General features: G+C 69.4%; 16 protein-coding genes. 9 read left to right on the forward strand and 7 right to left on the reverse strand.

Annotation, left to right across the window (positions count from 1 at the left end; all coding sequences use genetic code 11):
• Positions 1–18 precede the first annotated feature (18 nt).
• The 5 genes from AC1D1W_RS03385 to AC1D1W_RS03405 all read right to left on the reverse strand — a co-directional run bounded on the left by AC1D1W_RS03385 (position 19) and on the right by AC1D1W_RS03405 (position 5,784).
• Positions 19–990, reverse strand: a complete 972-nt coding sequence (locus tag AC1D1W_RS03385) for a lipid II:glycine glycyltransferase FemX (RefSeq protein WP_476942942.1) — start codon at positions 988–990, stop codon at positions 19–21.
• 4 nt (positions 991–994) lie between these two features.
• Complete coding sequence (gene manA, locus AC1D1W_RS03390; RefSeq protein WP_243179934.1) at positions 995–2,284, reverse strand: mannose-6-phosphate isomerase, class I; 1,290 nt, start codon at positions 2,282–2,284, stop codon at positions 995–997.
• A gap of 80 nt (positions 2,285–2,364) precedes the next feature.
• Complete coding sequence (locus AC1D1W_RS03395) at positions 2,365–4,005, reverse strand: LCP family protein (RefSeq protein WP_476942943.1); 1,641 nt, start codon at positions 4,003–4,005, stop codon at positions 2,365–2,367.
• 22 nt (positions 4,006–4,027) lie between these two features.
• Positions 4,028–4,552: a 5-(carboxyamino)imidazole ribonucleotide mutase gene (gene purE / locus AC1D1W_RS03400; protein ID WP_459385965.1), complete on the reverse strand. Its 525-nt coding sequence runs from the start codon at positions 4,550–4,552 to the stop codon at positions 4,028–4,030.
• Between the two features lie 83 nt (positions 4,553–4,635).
• Positions 4,636–5,784, reverse strand: coding sequence for a 5-(carboxyamino)imidazole ribonucleotide synthase (locus AC1D1W_RS03405; RefSeq protein ID WP_476942983.1), 1,149 nt, complete (start codon positions 5,782–5,784; stop codon positions 4,636–4,638).
• A 268-nt stretch (positions 5,785–6,052) separates the two neighbouring features.
• Here AC1D1W_RS03405 and AC1D1W_RS03410 point away from each other — a divergent pair, with 268 nt between their 5' ends.
• A complete protein-coding gene (locus AC1D1W_RS03410; protein WP_476942944.1) occupies positions 6,053–6,619 on the forward strand; it encodes a GtrA family protein in 567 nt (188 codons plus the stop codon).
• A 33-nt stretch (positions 6,620–6,652) separates the two neighbouring features.
• Here the strand turns inward: AC1D1W_RS03410 and AC1D1W_RS03415 are convergent, their stop codons facing one another.
• Positions 6,653–7,357: a TIGR03089 family protein gene (locus AC1D1W_RS03415; protein ID WP_243179927.1), complete on the reverse strand. Its 705-nt coding sequence runs from the start codon at positions 7,355–7,357 to the stop codon at positions 6,653–6,655.
• A 368-nt stretch (positions 7,358–7,725) separates the two neighbouring features.
• Between AC1D1W_RS03415 and AC1D1W_RS03420 the strand changes: the two genes are divergently transcribed.
• Genes AC1D1W_RS03420 through AC1D1W_RS03430 form a run of 3 tightly spaced genes read left to right on the forward strand, consistent with a single transcriptional unit; the run spans position 7,726 to position 13,323 of the window.
• Complete coding sequence (locus tag AC1D1W_RS03420) at positions 7,726–8,268, forward strand: WhiB family transcriptional regulator (RefSeq protein WP_052355088.1); 543 nt, start codon at positions 7,726–7,728, stop codon at positions 8,266–8,268.
• 29 nt (positions 8,269–8,297) lie between these two features.
• Positions 8,298–11,684: a glycosyltransferase family 2 protein gene (locus tag AC1D1W_RS03425; protein WP_476942945.1), complete on the forward strand. Its 3,387-nt coding sequence runs from the start codon at positions 8,298–8,300 to the stop codon at positions 11,682–11,684.
• Complete coding sequence (locus tag AC1D1W_RS03430) at positions 11,677–13,323, forward strand: DUF5719 family protein (RefSeq protein WP_476942946.1); 1,647 nt, start codon at positions 11,677–11,679, stop codon at positions 13,321–13,323. Before AC1D1W_RS03425 ends, AC1D1W_RS03430 begins: the two co-directional genes overlap by 8 nt.
• Positions 13,324–13,352: 29 nt before the next feature.
• Here AC1D1W_RS03430 and AC1D1W_RS03435 read toward each other — a convergent pair whose 3' ends face one another.
• A complete protein-coding gene (locus tag AC1D1W_RS03435) occupies positions 13,353–13,904 on the reverse strand; it encodes a metallopeptidase family protein (RefSeq protein ID WP_028277395.1) in 552 nt (183 codons plus the stop codon).
• Between the two features lie 188 nt (positions 13,905–14,092).
• Here AC1D1W_RS03435 and AC1D1W_RS03440 point away from each other — a divergent pair, with 188 nt between their 5' ends.
• From AC1D1W_RS03440 to AC1D1W_RS03460, 5 genes are all read left to right on the forward strand, one after another.
• The gene (locus AC1D1W_RS03440) at positions 14,093–14,482 is read left to right on the forward strand and encodes a DUF3499 domain-containing protein (RefSeq protein ID WP_028276503.1); all 390 of its coding nucleotides are present in this window, start codon (positions 14,093–14,095) and stop codon (positions 14,480–14,482) included.
• A 93-nt stretch (positions 14,483–14,575) separates the two neighbouring features.
• Positions 14,576–14,824, forward strand: a complete 249-nt coding sequence (locus AC1D1W_RS03445) for a hypothetical protein (RefSeq protein ID WP_243179906.1) — start codon at positions 14,576–14,578, stop codon at positions 14,822–14,824.
• Between the two features lie 129 nt (positions 14,825–14,953).
• Positions 14,954–16,441 (forward strand): adenosylhomocysteinase, encoded by a 1,488-nt coding sequence (gene ahcY, locus AC1D1W_RS03450; RefSeq protein ID WP_243179904.1) that lies wholly within the window; start codon positions 14,954–14,956, stop codon positions 16,439–16,441.
• 157 nt (positions 16,442–16,598) lie between these two features.
• Positions 16,599–17,825 carry a L,D-transpeptidase gene (locus tag AC1D1W_RS03455; protein WP_243179902.1) on the forward strand — a complete coding sequence of 409 codons (1,227 nt, stop codon included), beginning with the start codon at positions 16,599–16,601 and terminating at the stop codon, positions 17,823–17,825.
• Positions 17,826–17,937: 112 nt separating this feature from the next.
• Positions 17,938–19,260: a TIGR01906 family membrane protein gene (locus AC1D1W_RS03460; RefSeq protein WP_476942947.1), complete on the forward strand. Its 1,323-nt coding sequence runs from the start codon at positions 17,938–17,940 to the stop codon at positions 19,258–19,260.
• Position 19,261: the final 1 nt, after the last annotated feature.

Raw genomic sequence — 19,261 nt, forward strand, 5'->3', positions numbered from 1 at the left:
GTGCCGCCTGCTGGGCCCTTAGCGGTTAGCGAGGGCCCGGGACCGGGCGCGCAGCTTCTTCGCGAGCTGGGCGCCTTTGCGGGCCAGCTGGTAGCTGCCGTAGCGGACCTTCCGGACCGGCAGGTCCCACGTTCCGGAATACGCGATCCCGCGGCCGCCGAACGACTTCTTGAACGCCGTGAACCCGGCCCATTTGTGGTCGGGCTGGTCCTCCGGCGCCACGCCCCAGAGATCCACGTGCTTCAGGCCCTTCGCCTGGGCGTCCGCGATCAGGGTGACAAGCAGGGGGATGCCCGCGCTGAGCTTGCGGTGGGTGTCGTCCAGGGCGGCGTGCGCGTAGGTCCGGGTGTCGGCCGAGTCGTAGGCCAGGGCTGCGGCGATGGGGTGGCCGTCGAGCTCCGCGATGAACAGCGTCGCCGCGCCGGCCGGCATCAGCGAGCGGGCCACCTGGGTCAGGTACTTGTCGCTTTGCGGCTTGAAGCCGTTGCGCGCGGCCGTCATGTGCAAGAACTCCAGGAGGACGGCGATCTCTGCCGGGTCCTGGCTGGAGCGGAACGTCACGCCCTTCTTGTGGATGTTGCGGAACAAGTTCCGGTTCGCCGGCTTCATATCCGCCAGGACTTCCTTGAAATCCCGGTCGAGGTCCACAATCCAGCTGAGCTCGGGCTGTTGGCTGGCCGGCGCCGGCTGCAGGCCGCGGCTACGGAGTACCGAGTCGGCCTCGGCGGCGGTGAAGCCTGCGGTGACCGGCTCAACCCGGACAAACACGGCCCCGCTGCTCCGGGCGAGGTCCGTCAGGGCCGCCAGCGCGGCGTCGAAGGCTGCCAGTGACTCGGCGACCGGGCCGTACGGGGAGTACAGCAGTTTGCCGGCCGGATTGGATTCCTCGACCGCGAGGAAGCGCCACCCGGGCCCGGACTGTTCGTGGACGGTGCGTCCCAGCGAACGCTGGAACTGTGCCCACTGCGGGCTCTGCAGGAAATAGTCCATGGTGTCAGGCTTCCAATGCGGTGGTGACGGCAAATGCCAGGGCGGGGCCGGTGGCGCCGGAGACGGCGTGGACGTTGACCGGTGCCTCGGCGGCGGGCAAGAAGGCACTGGCGCCCCGTTCCAGCCGCAGCTCGCCCTTGGGGGAGTCGAGGCGGACGGAGCCGTGGGTGACGATGACGACGGCGGCACCGGACTGCGCCAGCGGGACGGGCTCCGCGCCGGGCGCCACAACAATTCGCTGCAGCTGGAATTCCCGGAACGGCGGCCGGAAGAGTTCCTGGCCCAGCATGGTGGTCTCGGCGGGGAGCATGGGCACGGCGACGGCCTCGAACGCCACGGTCTTCAGCAGCTCCGGCACGTCGACGAATTTCGGCGTGAGCCCGCCGCGGAGCACGTTGTCCGAGGACGCCATGACCTCGATGCCGAGGCCGTGCAGGTAGGCATGGACATTGCCGGCCGGGAGGTACACGGCCTCACCGGGGGCGAGGGAGATCCGGTTCAGCAGCAGGGAGATCAGCACGCCCGGATCTCCGGGGTACCGGCCGTTCAGGCTCACCGCGGTGGACAGTTCCGCCTCGTGCCCGGCCATCGGGGCACCGGAGACGAGGGCCGCAACGATCGTCGCCGTCGCCTCGGCGACGTCCCCGCCGCCGGTGATGAGGCGTTCGAAGGCGGAGCGCAGGCCCGCGGGTTCGTCCGGCTGCGCCAGATCCTCGAGCAGCAGCGGGACCAGCGGCGGCAGCTCCAGCCCGGCGAGCTCGAAGCACGCCGCCAGATGCTGGAAGACCGCACGGGATTCCGCAGCCGGCCGGAACCCGCAGAGGGCCTCGAACGGAGTCAGCGCGAAGATCATTTCGGGCTTGTGGTTATCGTCCTTGTAGTTGCGCTCCGTCGCGGCGGGGTCGACGCCGGCGGCTTCCTCGCGCGCGAAGCCCTCCCGGGCCTGGGTGAGCGTCGGGTGCACCTGCAGGGACAAGGGCGCCTCGGCCGCGAGGACCTTGAGCAGGAACGGCAGGCGCGGACCGAAAGCGGCCACGCTCGCGCTGCCCAGGCAATGTTCCGGATCCTCGGCGATCAGGGCGTCCAGCGGCAGCCGTCCGCCGTCGTTCGCTGCGGGTGCGTGCCGGCCGGCACCGCCGGGCGCCGGCGTCAGCGCGACGGACGGGGAGTCCGGGTGGGCGCCGATCCAAAGCTCCGCTTCGGGACCGCCGGAAGCCGGCCTGCCCAGCAGCCCGGCGATGGCCGTCGGGGAGCCCCAGGCGTAGGGCCGGAGGACGTTCTCAAGTTCGTACATGGCCTGGTCCCTGTCTGATCAATGAAATGTCTCGTCAAAGAAATGTGGTCGCACTGCTGCGCTCAAGGCTGCTGCCGGGGTTAGAGCGGCGCGCACTGTCCGTTGGTGGCGACGAGGTCGCGGATCGACTGCTCGTCGCCGTTGCGCTTGAACTGGTTCAGCATCTCTTCGGTGATCGGCTCGCCGTCCGGCGTGGTGGTCACGGGGGTGAAGTCCGACGGCGCGGGCGGGGGATCGGTGGCCGGGACGGGGCCGGCGGCGGAGACCGGCCCCGCGGCCGTTCCGGGCTGCAGGACCGCATCGTCAACGGCGTTGTCATCAGCTGCGGCGCCGGCGGACGGGCTGGCCAGCAGTTTGGCCACCCGCGCGTGGATGACGTCGAAGTCCGGGGACGTGGAGAAGGCGGCGTCGAAGTCCGGCGGACCGATGGTCAGGCGGCTGACGTCCTGTCCCTTGGCCTTCATGGCCAGGTCCACGAATCTGCCGAGCTGGCCGGAGGAGATGTTTGACTCGACCACCTTGGTGCCGGCCTTGGCGATGTCCTCAAACTTGGCCAGCAGTGTTGCCGGGTCGAGCTGCTTCAGCATCGCCTGCTGCACGCACTGCTGGCGCTGGATGCGGGCATAGTCGTCCACAAATTCCCGGGACCGGCCGTACCAGAGGGCGTGGAAGCCGTCGAGCGTCTGGTCTCCCGCCGGAATCCAGCCGTCCGGCATGCCGTGGATGCCGTTGGCCTCATCCACCATCGGCCCGCTGATGGGGACCCAGCCGCCGGCCTTGATCCGGATGCCGCCCATGGCGTCGATCAGCTTGGAAAAGCCGTCCATGTCCACGAGCACGTACGCCTGGACCTTGATGCCCAGCGTTCCGGACACCGCTTCGAGGGTGGCCTGCGCCCCCGGGTCGGCCACCCCGGGATAGAGGTCCTGGTGCTGGTTGGTGACCTCGGTGTTGATCGCGTTGATCAGGCATTCGTCGCCGCAGTTGTAGCCATCCGGGTACACCTGGCGCATCGGCGACTCCGCGCTGAACTGGGCGTTCTGGAGATTGCGGGGCACGGAGATGATCGCCGTGCTGCCGGTCTTGGCATCGACGCTGATCACCGAGAGGCTGTCCGGCCGGCGGCCCGTGCGGTCCGCTCCGGCGTCGCCGCCCATCATCAGGAAGTTGTACCGGCCCTCGGACGGCTCAAGGGTGGGGCCGGAGCCGGAGAAGATGCTGCCGATGGCGTTGCGGCTGACATTGAGCAGATAGGCCGCGTAGCCCAGGGATCCGCTGCTGAGGATCATGGCCAGCACGAGCGCCAGCACCACCGCGGGACGGATCCTTGGCGCCAGCATCCCGGGCCGGATCAGCCGCAAGGTGTTCAGGAACAGGGCGGCCCAGCCGATGGCCAGGCAGGCGAAGCCGAGCACCAGCAAGAGCGAAGGCACCGTGCCGGTGAGGAGGTTGATCAGCGTGGAGCGGGACACGAGCAGGAGCAGTACGGCCAGCAGGGCCAGCGCCCAGACCGTAAAGGTCACGCGCAGCGCGGCCCGGCCAAGCCGGCGGTTGCCCGCGACGGTTTGGGCGCTGCCGGGAACCAGCAGCGTCATGAGGATCAGGACGAACGCCCGCTTGGTGAGCACCGGGGACGGGGCGCCGGAGGGGTGCCGGACCGGATCGCCCAGTGCCCGCCCGGACTGCTCAGGGCGGTGTGTGGGGGCGTAGCTGCTGCTCATGCCGGGATTCCTAATGGCTGCCTTAATTGCCGCTACGCGGGGTGACGTTTCCGGCGGCGAACACTTCGCTGACCTTGTGCCGCAGGTTCGCGCCCTTCCTGGTTGCGACGTCATTCAGCTCCTGGGCGAACTCCAGGAGGTCCGCCCGGAGCTGGACTGCCAGTTCATCCGTGCCCGAGGCCAGCATGCGCACAGCCAAGAGGCCGGCGTTGCGCGCGCCGCCGATCGAGACGGTGGCGACCGGAACGCCTGCCGGCATCTGCACGATGGACAGCAGGGAATCCATGCCGTCCAGGGTCTTCAACGGCACGGGGACGCCGATCACCGGCAGGGGAGTGACCGAGGCCAGCATGCCGGGAAGATGCGCGGCGCCGCCGGCGCCGGCAATGATCAGGCGAAGACCGCGCTCGTGGGCGCTCTGGCCGTAGCGGATCATCTCCGTGGGCATCCGGTGGGCCGAGACGACGTCGGCCTCGAACGGGATTCCAAACTCGGCGAGGGCTTCTGCGGCGGCTTCCATGACCGGCCAGTCCGAATCCGAGCCCATGACGAGGCCAACGAGCGGGGTGTCCGCGCGGGTGCCGGCGAGGGGGGTTCCCGCTTCGTTGGCTTTGGGGCTGGGTGCGGTGCTCATGCGGTCTCCTCGGAAGTTGCCGGCATTGCGCCGGCGTGGGCCCGGCCGTTCCGGATGATGTCGGCCACGGTGGTGGCCCGCTGCCGTACGGAGTCGACGTCGGCGGCTGAGGTCCCGACCAGGTTGACGTGGCCGATCTTCCGGCCGGGCCGGACGGCCTTGCCGTAGCAGTGCACCTTCGCCGCCGGCTCGCTTGCGAGGGCGGCGGGGAAGGCGGAATAGAGGTCCTGGTTGGCGCCGCCGAGGAAGTTCTTCATCACCACGACCGGCCCCAGCAGGTCAGTGGCGCCCAGCGGCAGGTTCAGGATGGCCCGCAGGTGCTGCTCGAACTGGCTGGTCACCGAGCCGTCCTGGGTCCAGTGCCCGGTATTGTGCGGGCGCATGGCGAGTTCATTGATCAGGAAGCCTGCGCCCACGCCCGGGGTCTCGAAGAGTTCGACGGCCATGACACCGGTCACGCCGAGTTCGCCGGCGATCCGGACCGCGGCGTTTTCCGCGGCTGCGGCAACATCGACGGAGATGTCCAGGGCCGGGGCAATGACTTCATCGCACACCCCGTCCACCTGGATGGTGTGCACCACCGGCCATGCCCGTGTTTCACCGTCCGGCGTCCTCGCGACCATGGCCGAGAGTTCGCGGCTGAATTCCACTTTGGCTTCGRCCAGCAGGGGGGACATGGCCTCGAACCAGTCGGCGGAGGCCTCCGCGTCCTCTGCCGAGGACACGATGCGCACGCCCTTGCCGTCGTAGCCGCCGCGGGGCATTTTCAACACCACCGGCCAGCCGGTCTGCTCGCCGAAGGCGACGAGGTCCGCGACATTGGCGACGGAGGCCCACGTGGGGTTCGGAAGCTCGAGCCGGTCGATCGCGGCGCGCATCACCAGCTTGTCCTGGGCGTTGACCAGGGCATCCGGGCCGGGATGGACGTTCACGCCGGCACCGATCAAGGACCGCAGGTGGGCGGTGGGGACGTGTTCGTGGTCGAAGGTCAGGACGTCGAGCCCGCGGGAGAACTCGAGCAGATGCTCCAGGTCCTTGTAGTCGCCGACCGGGGCGTTAGCCACGGCAGAGACTGCGGAGACGTCCTCGCCTTCGGCGAGAACACGGAGCTCAAAGCCCAGGGCGGTCGCGGCAGGGGCCATCATGCGGGCAAGCTGGCCGCCGCCAACAACACCGATTACAGGAAAAGTCACAAGTCCCAGCCTACCGAAAACCTCACGGGAACCCGGCTTTTGGGGATTGGCAAGCGCGGGAACGGTGCCGGGACGGGGGTTTCGCACCCGCGCGCCGGGCGCCCGCCGCCGGGTCCGCAGGGAGCCGTCTGAGTGGCCGCTGCGGGCGAACTCCCGGGAAACGGCGCTAAAATGGGCGTTTGGCCCAATGGCCGACAGTTCCAGAAGGCCACGGAGGGTCATGATTACTACACTTAACGAGCGCATGCGCGGGCTTGCCTCGCTGTTCTGGCGCGAAGTGGCCAAGTTCGGTGCCGTCGGCGGCATCGCGTTCGTCATCGACAACGGACTGACGTTTTACCTGATGCACGGTCCCATGACCGACAGCGAGGCCAAGGCCCGCTTCTTCGGGGCCAGCGTGGCGACGGTCTTTTCCTGGGTTGCGAACCGTTTTTGGACGTTCCGGCACCGCCGGCAGGCCAACGTGCTGCGCGAGTTCGTGATGTTCCTCATCATCAACGGGATCGGCATCGGTATCTCCACCGGCCTGACCGCCGTCGCGAAGTACGGCATGGGAGTCACCGACAAGAACATGCTCTTCCTGGCCGGGGTGGTCGGCATCCTGGTCGCGACCGTGGTCCGGTTCTTTGCCTACCGCTTCCTGGTGTTCAACCAGGAACTCGACGCAGAGCCGGAGTTCTCGCACGACCACGAGATCATCGAACGGCACCCGCACTCCCAGCCCGTTGCCACGTCGGCCGTCAGGGAACGCGTCAACGATTCGGAACTGCCCGGCCCGCCGGCCTAAGGAACCGCCGTCCCGGAAGTCAGTGCCAGGGGATCAGTCCCCGCTGATGCGCTCGGCGTCCCGCAGTTTGCCGGTCACCACTACCTCGGGGTGCACCAGGACCACGGAACCGTCGGCCTTCCAGGTCCCCAATGACTGCGCAAGGACGGTTTCGAGGCCGTCGGCCGCGGGAACCAGCAGCCGCAGTCCGGGGTCCTGGGCCGCGGCAAAACCGTCCAGGAGCGCCCCGTGCGCATGGACTGCGCCGTCGGAGGTGCGGACGGCGAGACGTTCCGCCTCCGGATCCACGTGGGGCATGAAAATGTCGCCGTGGGAGCGGACCTCGGCGGCATAGTCGAGGACGCCGCTGGGCAGTTCACCCGTCCACCGCATGGCCAGTGCCGGCAACGACACGGCCAGGACGGCGTCGAACCCGCCCGCGGCAGCGCCCGGACCAGGGTCCGCGGTGGCCAGCAGGTCCGCCTCCGCGTCGTCGAAGACCACTTCCATGCCAAGCTGCCAGGCCGCGAGGGCCAGGATCACCGACTTCCAGTGCGCGGGCAGGTCCAGGCGCAGCCGCATGCCCGGTTCGGCGTCGAGTTCGTCCTGCAGCAGGTTGGAAGTCTTCGCGACCCAGTTGTCCAGCACGCGGCCAGAGAGTTCAACCCGTTCCGCATCGGGGCCGTACCAGGTCAGCCGGGGCGCCGTGGCCTGGCCGGAGCGCAGCGCTGTCATCAGGTCGATTGCCGGAATGCTCATGCCCTCATCTTGCCACGGCTGTTGTCACGGCCAATCAGCCCCCGGCTCCGTGACGTCCGTCACCCCGGCGGCCCCGTGTTCGGCGGGGTCCGCGCAGGGCGCGGGAAAATTTCCCGAAAATTCAATGAAAAGCCCCAAAAGTGCTCAGTACCCTGATTATTCCGCGGGTTCTCGCGGGACAGGCGAAAAAATTCCGGGCGTGGCGTGCCTCCACTTTGTGTATCAAGTTGATTATTATCTCCGCCGTGGCTTGACTCCCGGATACTTACACGCGTGTAATTAGTTATCTAAAGCCACTGCACAAAACCGGCACTCAACCGAGTGTCCAAGGGGGTCTTGCAGTGGCTGCAAATCAGGAGGGGGACGCCATGGGGCTAGCAGAGCGTATCCATGAAGATGCCGTAGTTGCCGGCCAGGCCACGGCGAAATACCGGTCACGCGGCGTGCCGACTGACTGGTACGTAGATCCGGCGGATCCGGACGCAGCTGACCGCTATAACGAACACACCAAGGATTCCCTGCAGGAGGCCGCCACGGCCTTCCTCGCAGCGCACGACGAGCTCCTGTCCGGCCCGGATCATGACACCGATCCCCTCGACCCGCCGATGGAGCTCCATTCGCCCGGTTCCGGTACCGCCGGGCAGCCAGTCTGGATCGGACTACCGTCCCGGCAGGACTTCGACGACGAGGGCGAGCTCGGCTGGCAGACCGATGCCCTGTGCGCCCAGACTGATCCCGAAGCCTTCTTCCCCGAAAAGGGCGGCTCCACCCGCGACGCCAAGAAAGTCTGCGGCGCCTGCAACGTGCGTTCCCAGTGCCTCGAGTACGCCTTGTCCAACGACGAGCGCTTCGGGATCTGGGGAGGCCTCTCCGAGCGCGAGCGGCGCCGGCTTAGGAAGCGAGCAGTCTAATTCTTCAAGAAGTACGAGTCACCGCCGTCGTGGTCTCCCACGACGGCGGTGATTTTCTCCCCAGGACCCTTGCGGCGCTGGCGGCCCAAACACGGCCCGCCGACGCCGTGATCGGTGTCGACACCGGATCCCGCGACCACTCTGCCGCCCTCCTTGAACAGGAACTGGGCAAGGCCAACGTCACCGTCTTCGACCAGCCCCGGTCCGGCATGGGTGGAGCCGTCATGGCCGGGCTCAAGGCCCTCGCGCCGTGGCCTGCGGAGGGCTCCGCCGCCACGGCGCCGGGCACCGACTGGATCTGGCTGCTGCACGACGACGCCGCACCGGCACCCGAGGCCCTGGCCGAACTCCTCCGCGCGGTCGAACGGGCGCCGTCGGTCACGGTGGCAGGCTGCAAGCAGCTGGACTGGCATGCCGAGCGGCGGCTGATCGACGTCGGACTCTCCACGAGCCGCTGGGCCGAGCGGCTGACGCTGATCGACGCCGACGAGCTCGACCAGGGCCAGTACGACGGCCGCAGCGATACCTTTGCGGTCAATTCCGCCGGCATGCTGGTCCGCCGCGACATCTGGGAGGAGCTCCGGGGCTTCGATCCGGCCCTGCCCGGAAGCGGCGACGACGTCGACTTCTGCTGGCGCAACCGCCTCGCCGGGCACCGCGTGGTGGTGGTCCCCAGCGCCCGGATGTTCCATGTCTCGCACCGTCCCCACGCCCTTGGCAACGCGACGGCCGCACGCAAGGCACAGGTGCACCTGCGGCTCAAGCACGCGGCCGGCTGGAAAGTCCCGCTGCACGCGGCCGGCGCCCTCCTGGGCAGCCTCTTCAAACTCGTCCTGAGCATTGCGGTCAAGGACCCGGGGCACGGGTTCTCCCAACTGCTGGCGACCTTTGCCGCACTGGGCCGCCCGGCGGCGGTGGTCCGCGGACGCCGCAATGCCGCGCGCACGCGCCGGATCCGGCGCTCCGTCATGAAAGGACTGCAGACGCCGCGCCGTGAGGTCTGGGCGCACCGGCGCTCCCTGATTGAGGCGCTCGGCGCCGACGACTTCGGCAGCGAATTGACGGGTGCCGGTCCGCTGGCCGAGCAGCCCACCGGGAACACCGACGACTTCGCCGCCATCGCCACCCCGGACCGCGGGTGGGTGGGCAGCGGTGCGGTGCTGGCCATACTCCTGACCCTGGCGGTCTCCCTGACAGGGTTGCTTAGCCTGTTCCGGGCCCCGGCCGTCTCCGGCGGCGCGCTGATCCCCGTCTCACTGCGCCTCTCCGAAATCTGGAACCATGCCTCCACCTGGTGGATCAGTCTGGACGCGGGCCTTCCGGGCCACGGCGACCCCTTTGGCTACCTGCTGTGGGTGCTCGGTGTGCTCGGTGCCGGCGATGCCAACGGCGGCGTGGGCTGGTTGTTGATCCTCGCCATGCCGCTGTCTGCGCTGGGCGCGTGGTTCGCTGCCGGCGCCCTGACTGCCCGCCGGAGGCTGCGCCTTGCGGCCGCCCTGCTGTGGGCCGCGGCGCCGGCACTCCAGGTGTCCCTGAACCAGGGCCGGCTCGGCGCCTTGGTCGCGCACGTCATGATCCCGGTGGTCGTCCTGGCGCTGCTCCGCGCGACCGGCACGGCCGCGGGCCGCGGCATCCATGCCGTCCCGGCCCCGGGACAGGGACGGCCCATCCCCACGCCGGCCGCCCGTCCCGGCGTCAACGGGACGCCGTCGTGGACGGCTGCCGCCGCCGCGGGCCTCGCCCTGGCCGTCGTCACCGCCGCGGCGCCCTCGCTGCTGCTGCCGTCCATGGCCGTCGTGGCCCTCTGCGGCGTGCTGTTGGGCCGGCGCGGCCGCACGGTGTGGTGGGCGCTCCTGCCCAGCCTGGCACTGTTCCTGCCCTTCGCCTTCTCGGTCCTGGACCGGCCGCGGGCGCTCCTTGCCGACCCGGGCCTGCCGCTCGGTTTCGACGCCGCCCCACTGTGGCAACAGGCCCTGGGGCAGCCACTGAACTTCGACGCCGGCGCCGGACTCACCGGGCTCACCGCCTTCGGCGGGTCCGCCGCCGGTTCCGCCGGGCCGGCCGGTCTGCCGTGGGCACTGCTGCTGGCCTTGCTGTTCGGGCTGCCGGTGCTGCTGCTGGCCCTGGCCGCACTCTTCATGCCGCGCCGGCTTGTGCTGGCCGGACGCACCCGGACGGCACGGGGCCTGTGGGCCGTGGCCGTCCTGATGCTGGCCGGCGGCTGGCTCGCCGGGCATGTCGCCTCCGGCGCCAGCGCCGAGGTCCTGGTCACGCCGTTCCCCGGCCCCGCCGTTTCGGCGGCCGCGTTCGCGTTCCTGGGCGCTGCCCTGATCGGAGCCGAAGGGCTCCTGGACGCCGCCGACCGGACCGCCGGTACCGGGTTGGCACGGAAGGTCCTGATCCGCGGCACGGCCGCGGCATCCATGGTCCTGCTGCTGGCCGCCCCCTTGGCCGGGTTCACCGTGTGGACCGCACAAAACCTGCTGCAGCCTACGTCGCAGACACCAACACAGGCACCGGCAGCCACCGCGGGACACTCCGGTCTCGGGACCCCGAGGCTCGTCCAGCCTGCCCAGGCCCGCACGCTGCCCGCCACGGCGGTTGACCGCGGCGAGGGCCCGGAACAGTCCAGGACGCTCCTGATTGCCAGCAACGAGGACGGAAGCTTCGACGCAACACTCATGCGCGGAGCCGGGACAACCCTGGACGCACTCTCAACGATCGCCGCCGCCCGCGGCATCCTGGGAGCGCCGGGCCAGGAGACGGTCCGCGACGACGACGCCGTCGCCGGATCGCTCCGGAACGTCGTGGCCACCATCGTCGCCGGCGAAGGCGTGGATCCGCGGGAAGACCTCGAGCGGCTCGGCGTCGGCTTTGTCGTTCTCCGGGTTGCCGATTCAGCCTCCGAATTGACGGCCAGCCGCATGGACGCAGTTCCCGGACTTGTTGCCGTCGGACAGACGGGGACGGGCTGGCTCTGGCGGGTCAGCCCGCAGGACCGGCCCGGCATCACGGACTCCGACGTCGCGCACCGGGTCCGGGTAGTGGACGGCAGCGGCGCCGCCATCGGACTGCTCCCTTCCGAAGAAGTCTCGGCGGCCGGCACGGTCCCGGCCGGCCCCGAGGGCCGCCTGGTGGTGCTCGCCGAGCGGGCCGATCCGGGCTGGAGCGCGTGGCTTGACGGGCGCCGCCTGACCTCAACGACGTCGGGATGGTCGCAGGCCTTCACCCTGCCGGCCCAGGGCGGCCAGTTGAGCATCCGTTACGAAGCGCCGTGGGCGGTCCTGATTGGGATTGCGCAGGCCGTGATGATCGGGCTGACCGTCCTCCTCGCCGTGCCCATGCCTGCCCGCCGGTCCAACACCGGCCTGTCCAGGGACGAAGCCTCCCTGCGTAAGGAACCTCAGCATGTCTAAGGGCGACAACGAAAAAGAAACCCAAACGGAGGCCGCGACGGGTCCGTCGCCGCGGAAGGGGCGCCTGCCGCGGGCTGGAGTGATCGGCGGCATCCTCTCCGCGGTCGCCCTCGTTGCCGCGGGCGGGGGCCTGGTATCGGCGGCGTCGCTGACGCCCCAGAACCCCGCCAGCAGGCAGCTCGAGGCCCCGGTCGCCGCGGTTCCGGCCGGCAGCAGCGTCGGGGTCTGCCCGGGCCCGGCCCGGCTGCTTGAGGGCACCCCCGTGGGCACCGACCCCCAGTTCAGTCCGGAATCCGCCACCGCGAAGACAGCCGTCAGCGCCGCCGTGCTCGGCTCAAGCGCCGGCATCATCCCCGGCAGCCGGCTCGCCCCGCTCAAAGGTGCCCCCCTCGCCGAAATCGCGCCGGGCGCCGCGCCCGCAGCTTCCGCGCCCCCGGCCCGCACGCCCGTGCTGGTCGCCGGCGTCCTGCCCCAGCGCGAGGTGGACAACATCAGCGTCCTCAGCGCCGATGCCCAAAACAACCACCAGGCGGCTGCCGGCGCCGTCCTGAGCTACACGGCCGAGGACGGCGACCTCCAGGGTTCCGCGGCCGCCGCGTGCCAGCAGCCCGGCAACGATCTCTGGCTGGTCGGCGCCAACACGGCGCTCGGCCGGTCGGCAGTCCTGAACCTGACCAATGCCTCCAGCACGCCGGCGACCGTGAGCCTGGACCTCTTTGGTTCCGAAGGCCCGATCCAGGCTCCCGGCAGCCGCGGCCTGCTGGTGGCGCCCGGCAGCTCCCGCTCCATCATCCTGGCCGGGCTCGCGCCGGGACAGGAACGGCTCGGCGTGCGGGTCCGCAGCACCGGCGGCCCGGTGGCTGCCGTGATCCAGCAAAGCGTGCTCCGCGGCCTCACTCCCGGCGGCGTCGACTTCATCACCCCCGGCACCGCCCCGTCCGTCAGCCAGGTGGCCGCCGGTCTCGACATCCAGGATCCCGCGGCACTGGCCGCGCTCAAGGCAAAGCCCGGCTTCGCCGACGCCGGACCGGCCCTCGAAGTCGCCGTGCCGGGGGCCACCGACGCCGTGGTCGAGATCAAGCTGTATGGTCCCGACGGCCAGAAGGCGCTGCCCGGGGGCGGCGTGGTGACGGCGAAGGCCGGCGCGGTCACGGAAGTTTCCCTGGCCGGGGTCCCGGCCGGGACCTACACCGTGGCGACGAGCTCGGATGTCTCGTTCGCGGCCACTGCCCGGCTCACGCGGGGACTGCAGGCCGGGGACGCGGCGGACATCGCGTTTTCCGCCGCCTCGGCCCGGCTGGGCAGCCAGCACATCGTTGCGGTTCCGCGCGCGGGCGACCGGCAGCTCGTTCTCGGTGCCCCCGCCGGCCGGGCGACCGTGACCTACACGCCGATCACTGCGGACGGCAAGATCCGGACCGCGGGCACCGCCGACATTGCCGGCGGAACCACCGTGTCCATCAAGATCCCCGCTGACGTGGGCGGCTCGCCGCTCGTGGGCTATGTGGTGTCCGCCGCCGGGGATCCGGCATACGGGGCACTTGTTCTGGCGCGGGACGGCCGGCAGGACATTTCCGCGGTGGCGCTGGCGCCGGAAGCGGCAGGACAACGGCAAGTCCACGTCACGCTGGGCTACTAGGCCCGGGGCAGGTCGGAAGCAGGCTCGGGCTAGTACCGGCGGCGATAGACGGGGTCGAGGGACTCCGGGGGTACGCCGAGCATCTCGGCCGTGTATTCCACGACGACGTCGTGCACGAGGTCCTGGAGTTCGTCCCGGGTTCCGCACACCTGCTCCACCACCCGGCGGTACAGCGTGATGACCGGTCCGTCCTCGGCCGTGGCAGCAGTGAAAGCGCCCATCGGCGCGGGCGTGCGGTCCGCCACGAGCTGCTCCAGGCCCGGGGGGATCTCGTCAACGGCGAAGCGGACGCCGTCGAGCGGCTTGCCCCAGATATCGTGCAGCCGCTGGGCCGAGTCCAGGACGAAGTCATCGAAGCGGTCGGAGCGGGTCCGGTAGCCGGGCAGGGTGGGGAGAATGAGCTCGCCGCGAAGGCCCCGGCCGTGCCTGTTCCTGCGGCGCTGCCGGAAGGTCTTTCCCTGGACGGCGGCAGGCGACCCGGCCAGAGGCGCGCCGGCGGGGCCGGAACCGGCGCCTGTACGTCCGGCGTCGGGGTCAGCCAACCGGACCGTGAAACCCGAATCGTGGTGCGATGACTGCATATCTTGACTCTAAACCCGCGCAATGAAATACGCGATACAGCCCCGACGGCGATCCGCCGCCGCGCAGCCCCGGCCCCGCCGCGGCACAACCACTGCCGCGCCGCAGCACAACCGCGGCCGCGGCGCGGCACAACGACAGACGTTTCAATGCGCAGCGCCCGGTCCGAGGGGGAGTAGTCTGTGATGTCGTGGGTGCAATTCGTATTTGTTCTAGGTCTGCCTGCCGCAATTCTGCGGTGGCCACTTTGACGTACGTTTACGCCGACTCCACGGCCGTTCTGGGTCCGCTGGCGACGTACGCCGAACCGCACTGCTACGACTTGTGCGAACAGCACGCCGATTCGCTGACCGTGCCGCGCGGCTGGGAAGTCATGCGGCTGGCGATGCCCGCAACTCCGGCCGGTCCCGGCCCCGACGACCTCCTGGCCCTCGCCAACGCGGTCCGCGAGGCGGCCTCACGTCCGGCTGCGGGGGAGACGGCGAAGGGGCAGCGCACGCTGCACCCGGCGCTGGAGGCACCGGCCCCGGCCGAGGGCGCCCGGCGCGGACATCTGCGCGTCCTGCGCGAACCTTCCTAAGGCTCCAACTGGCGGTAGGGTGGAAACTGCAAAAAGCCGTCAGCCACTCAGCCACCGGCGCCCTGTTGCGGCGCCCATCAGGGAGCGTTCACCATGCCCAAGCTCAGTTCCGAACTGTTGTCTGTCCTGCGATGCCCCGTCACCGGCTCCAGCCTGGTGCAGGAAGGCGACGAGCTCGTCACCGTCACGGCAGATGGCGCCGGGAACAAGCTGCGGTACAAAATCGAGGACGGCATCCCGCTGCTGCTGCCGCCGGAACTGCTGCCCGCCGCAGCGGCGGCCCCCGCTGACCAGCACGACGCGAAGCTGCACGACGCCGCCCCGCGCCACGCCGCGGAATAGCCGCCCCAAAACGCCGCCGGGCACCCATCGGGGAGGCCCGCGGCACCGAATGACTGCTTAGATCCTGCTCCAATCCAGAATCGCCCAGCTCCAGACACGCGATGCCACCGGCCACAACAAAGGACTCAGATGACTTTCGATTACAAGATTGCGGACATTTCCCTGGCCGAGGCGGGCCGCCACCAGATCCGCCTCGCCGAGCACGAGATGCCCGGACTCATGTCCCTGCGCGAGGAGTTCGGCGCCAGCCAGCCGCTCAAGGGCGCCCGGATCGCCGGATCCCTGCACATGACCGTCCAGACCGCGGTGCTGATCGAGACCCTTACCGCCCTCGGCGCCGAAGTCCGCTGGGCCTCCTGCAACATCTTCTCCACCCAGGACGAAGCCGCCGCCGCAGTGGTGGTCGGCAACGGAACCGTCGAGGACCCCCAGGGCGTCCCCGTCTTCGCCTGGAAGGGCGAGACGCTGGAGGAATACTGGTGGACCGCCCAGCAGATCCTCACCTGGCCGGGCGCCGACGCCAACCCTGGGCTGGGCCCGAACATGATCCTGGACGACGGCGGCGACGCCACCATGCTGGTGCACAAGGGTGTCGAGTTCGAGGCCGCCGGCGCTGTCCCAGCCGCCGCCGAGGACGAGTCCGAGGAAGGCCGGGTGTTCCTCGACGTGCTGCGCGCATCCCTCGAGGCCGACCCGCAGAAATGGACCCGCATCGGCGCCCTCCTGCTCGGCGTCACCGAGGAGACCACCACGGGCGTGCACCGCCTGTACCAGCTGGCGGAGCAGGGCAAGCTGCTCTTCCCGGCGATCAACGTCAACGACTCTGTCACCAAGAGCAAGTTCGACAACAAGTACGGCATCCGCCACTCCCTGCCGGACGGCATCAACCGCGCCACCGATGTCCTGATGGGCGGCAAGGTCGCCGTCGTCTGCGGATACGGCGACGTCGGCAAGGGCGCAGCGGAGGCCTTCCGCGGCCAGGGTTCGCGCGTGATCGTCACGGAGATCGACCCGATCTGCGCGCTCCAGGCGGCCATGGACGGCTACCAGGTCGCCAAGCTGGAATCCGTGCTCAGCGAAGGCCACATCTTCATCACCACCACGGGCAACAAGGACGTCATCATGGCCAAGCACATGGCCGAGATGCGTGACAAGGCCATCGTGGGCAACATCGGGCACTTCGACAACGAGATCGACATGGCCGGGCTGGCGCGGGTCCCCGGCATCAAGAAGGTCGAGATCAAGCCCCAGGTGCACGAGTGGGTCTTCGAAACTGACCCGGCCACGGGCAAGGGCGGCCGCTCCATCATCGTCCTGTCCGAAGGCCGCCTGCTGAACCTCGGCAACGCCACCGGACACCCCTCGTTCGTCATGAGCAACTCTTTCGCCAACCAGACGATCGCCCAGATTGAACTGTTCACGAAGGCCGGCCAGCCCGAGGGCGAGCGGGAATACGAGAACCAGGTGTACGTCCTGCCCAAGATCCTGGACGAAAAGGTCGCCCGCCTGCACCTGGGTGCCCTCGATGTGGAGCTGACCGAGCTGTCCAAGGAACAGGCCGAGTACCTGGACGTCGACGTAGCCGGACCGTACAAGCCCGGCCACTACCGCTACTAGGAACCCTCCCAAAGGGCCCCGGACGAAGGTCCGGGGCCCTTTGCTGTGACCGTTTTGGGGGCGCTTTTGTAACCGGATCGTGGTCGAATCGGGCCGGGGTTCCAAGGTAATTCGCTTATGCTGGCAGGATGACGTGTGGAAACGCCCGGGTCCTGTGATGGCCCTGAAAACCTGGAGTACCGGCCGAAAGATCGCCCTGCTGGGGGTGCTCTGTGCCCTGGCAGCCGGCGGCGGAGCCTTCGCCGCGGCGGCTCCGGGGCTGGCCCAGTCCGGGATTTCCTCCGAGGCCGGATCCCCGGCCCGGACGACGCCGGGACTCGCCGTCCCGGTGGTCGCCCCCGCTGAACTGGCCGTCTCGCCCGCCGACGGCGCCAAGCAGGTCAACCCTGCGGCGCCGGTTTCCCTCAAGGTCACGAACGGCCGGATTGACCGCGTGGCCCTGACGAGCGATGACGGCGACACCGTTGACGGCACCTTGGGCACGGACGGGTCCACCTGGACGTCCTCCGGCAACCTGACGTTCAACACGCGGTATAACTTCACGTACTCCGTGGTGGACGACGCGGGACGCGAGACACACAGCACGCGCGCGTTCACCACCGTCTCGACCGCCAACGAGGCTGACGCCGCCATATACCCCTTGGACGGGATGAAGGTGGGTGTGGCCCAGCCCCTGCAGATCACCTTCAGCGAGCCTGTCCTGAACCGGACCGCCGTCGAAAAGGCCATCAAAATCACCTCGACGTCCGGCCAGGTGGGTGATTTCCACTGGTTCAACAACAACACTGTCAGGTACCGGCCGGAGGCCTTCTGGGCCGCGAACAGCACCATCACCATGGACATGAAGCTGTTCGGCGTTGAGCTCGGCAACGGGCAGGTCGGCAACTTCAACAAGACGGTAACGGTCCACATCGGGGACAAGAAGGTGGCCGTCGCCGACGCCAAGGCCCATACGTTCTCCGTCAGCATCAACGACAAGCCGGCCGGCCACTGGCCGGCGACCATGGGCGACACCCGGTTCCCGTCGGCACGGGGCTTCCTCGTGTTCATGGAGAAGCACCGTGTGGAGCACATGGATGCCTCCACGATCGGGCTCAAACCGGGGGACCCGGCCTACTACGGCCAGCTGGACGTCAACTACGCCACGCGCCTGACGCCCAGCGGGGAATTCATCCACCAGGCCACGGAGTCCGCGATGCCCTACATCGGCAAGACGAACCTCTCCCATGGCTGTATCGGCCTGGGCCCGGACGGCGCGAAGTGGGTGTTCGACAACATGACCACCGGCGACGTCGTCCAGGTGGTGAACACCGAGGGGGAGTACGCCAACTTCGATGACGGCTTCGGGGACTGGAACATCCCTTGGGCCCAATACGCCAACTGACGGGGTGGCACCTCGCTGAGCCCAATCCTCGGACGGTAGGCTCAGAGCCAGATAAGTTGCGCAGCCGGGCGCAGGCCGGGCAGCGCAGAAGCCTACGGAAGCGAAGCTCCACGTGACTGACAAGAGTCCCACCCCTCCCGACCGGCCGGATCCGCACCTGGATCCGTCGGACGACACCGACGAACCGGCGTTCGACTGGATGAAGCCGGCCGCCGCCGGCAAGCCCACGGCGGGCACGGCAGCCGGCCCGGCAGGATCGGCCGCAGCCGCCGGCCCGGCAGGATCGGCCGCAGCCGCCGGCAAGGCAGGGCCGGCCGCAGCCGCCGGCAAGACAGGATCAGCCGCAGCAGCGGGATCAGCAGAGGGCACGGCGGCGCCGTCGGCAACGCCCACCGCCAGCCAGCCGGAGAGCCGCGCCGACCGCAAGGCGGCCGAGGCCGCCGCCACGGGGCCGTCGGATACTGCCCAGTCGGATGTGGCCACCTCGAATGCTCCCCCGTCGGATGACAAGGCGCGCGGGGCAGGAGCCGGCGTATCAGTCGGCGCACGTCCTGACACCGCCCCCGAGGACGAAGTCGAACGCCGCAACGCCGAACGCCGGAACGCCGAACGCGAGCAGGCGGCCAAGGCCAAGCCCGTCCTCCCGCGGGTGCTTCAGGTGCTGCTCGCCGTGTTCTACCCGGTCATCCTGCTGGTGCTCGCCGTCCGCGCCGTGACCAGCCCCCTGTTCCTCTGGGTGGAATACAACCGTCCGGGCTTCCCCGGTGACGGCTACGGCTTCAGCACCGATGACCGCATGACGTACGGTTCCTACGCGGTGGACTACCTCAGCAACTGGTCGGGCCCCCGCTACCTCGGCGATCTTGTGGACCAAAGCGGGGAGCGGTTGTTCAAGGACGGCGAAGTCAGCCACATGGCCGACGTCAAGGCCGTGATCCTGTCCACTTTCGGCGCCGGTACCCTGCTGATCCTGCTGGGCCTGGTGGCCGTGATCTACCTCAAGCGCCGCCATAACGGGGGAGTCCGCCGCGGCCTGTTCGCCGGCTCGATCGTCACCCTTGCGCTCATCATCGGCCTCGGGACCCTCGCGGTACTCGGCTGGGAGCAGTTCTTCACCGATTTCCACCGTATTTTCTTCGCCAACGGGACCTGGACATTTACGCTTCAGGACACCCTGATCCGGCTCTTCCCGGGCCAGTTCTGGATGGACGCCGGGATCGTCATCGGAAGCCTCGTGCTGCTCGCTTCCCTGGTCACCCTCGTCCTGACCTGGCCCACGCGCCGGCGCCGCGGCCTCGGCAAGAAGGCCGCCGCCACATCCAAGGGCACCGATACTGATGCCGGCACTGGCGCCACCGMCGAGGCTGCGCCCGCGGCGGACGGCACGGCCGGCAGCGACGCAGAGGGCCCGGCGCGCACCCGGCACACCGTCTGAC

Source organism: Arthrobacter sp. P1_B4 (assembly GCF_056406555.1).

What these genes read in the sequence shown, in the direction of transcription:
- AC1D1W_RS03415 (WP_243179927.1), bottom strand. Translation starts at nt 7,357, where the DNA reads ATGAGCATTCCGGCAATCGACCTGATGACAGCGCTGCGCTCCGGCCAG.
- AC1D1W_RS03420 (WP_052355088.1), top strand. Translation starts at nt 7,726, where the DNA reads ATGGGGCTAGCAGAGCGTATCCATGAAGATGCCGTAGTTGCCGGCCAG.
- ahcY (WP_243179904.1), top strand. Translation starts at nt 14,954, where the DNA reads ATGACTTTCGATTACAAGATTGCGGACATTTCCCTGGCCGAGGCGGGC.
- AC1D1W_RS03385 (WP_476942942.1), bottom strand. Translation starts at nt 990, where the DNA reads ATGGACTATTTCCTGCAGAGCCCGCAGTGGGCACAGTTCCAGCGTTCG.
- purE (WP_459385965.1), bottom strand. Translation starts at nt 4,552, where the DNA reads ATGGGCTCGGATTCGGACTGGCCGGTCATGGAAGCCGCCGCAGAAGCC.
- manA (WP_243179934.1), bottom strand. Translation starts at nt 2,284, where the DNA reads ATGTACGAACTTGAGAACGTCCTCCGGCCCTACGCCTGGGGCTCCCCG.
- AC1D1W_RS03430 (WP_476942946.1), top strand. Translation starts at nt 11,677, where the DNA reads ATGTCTAAGGGCGACAACGAAAAAGAAACCCAAACGGAGGCCGCGACG.
- AC1D1W_RS03395 (WP_476942943.1), bottom strand. Translation starts at nt 4,005, where the DNA reads ATGAGCAGCAGCTACGCCCCCACACACCGCCCTGAGCAGTCCGGGCGG.
- AC1D1W_RS03410 (WP_476942944.1), top strand. Translation starts at nt 6,053, where the DNA reads ATGATTACTACACTTAACGAGCGCATGCGCGGGCTTGCCTCGCTGTTC.
- AC1D1W_RS03435 (WP_028277395.1), bottom strand. Translation starts at nt 13,904, where the DNA reads ATGCAGTCATCGCACCACGATTCGGGTTTCACGGTCCGGTTGGCTGAC.
- AC1D1W_RS03445 (WP_243179906.1), top strand. Translation starts at nt 14,576, where the DNA reads ATGCCCAAGCTCAGTTCCGAACTGTTGTCTGTCCTGCGATGCCCCGTC.
- AC1D1W_RS03455 (WP_243179902.1), top strand. Translation starts at nt 16,599, where the DNA reads ATGGCCCTGAAAACCTGGAGTACCGGCCGAAAGATCGCCCTGCTGGGG.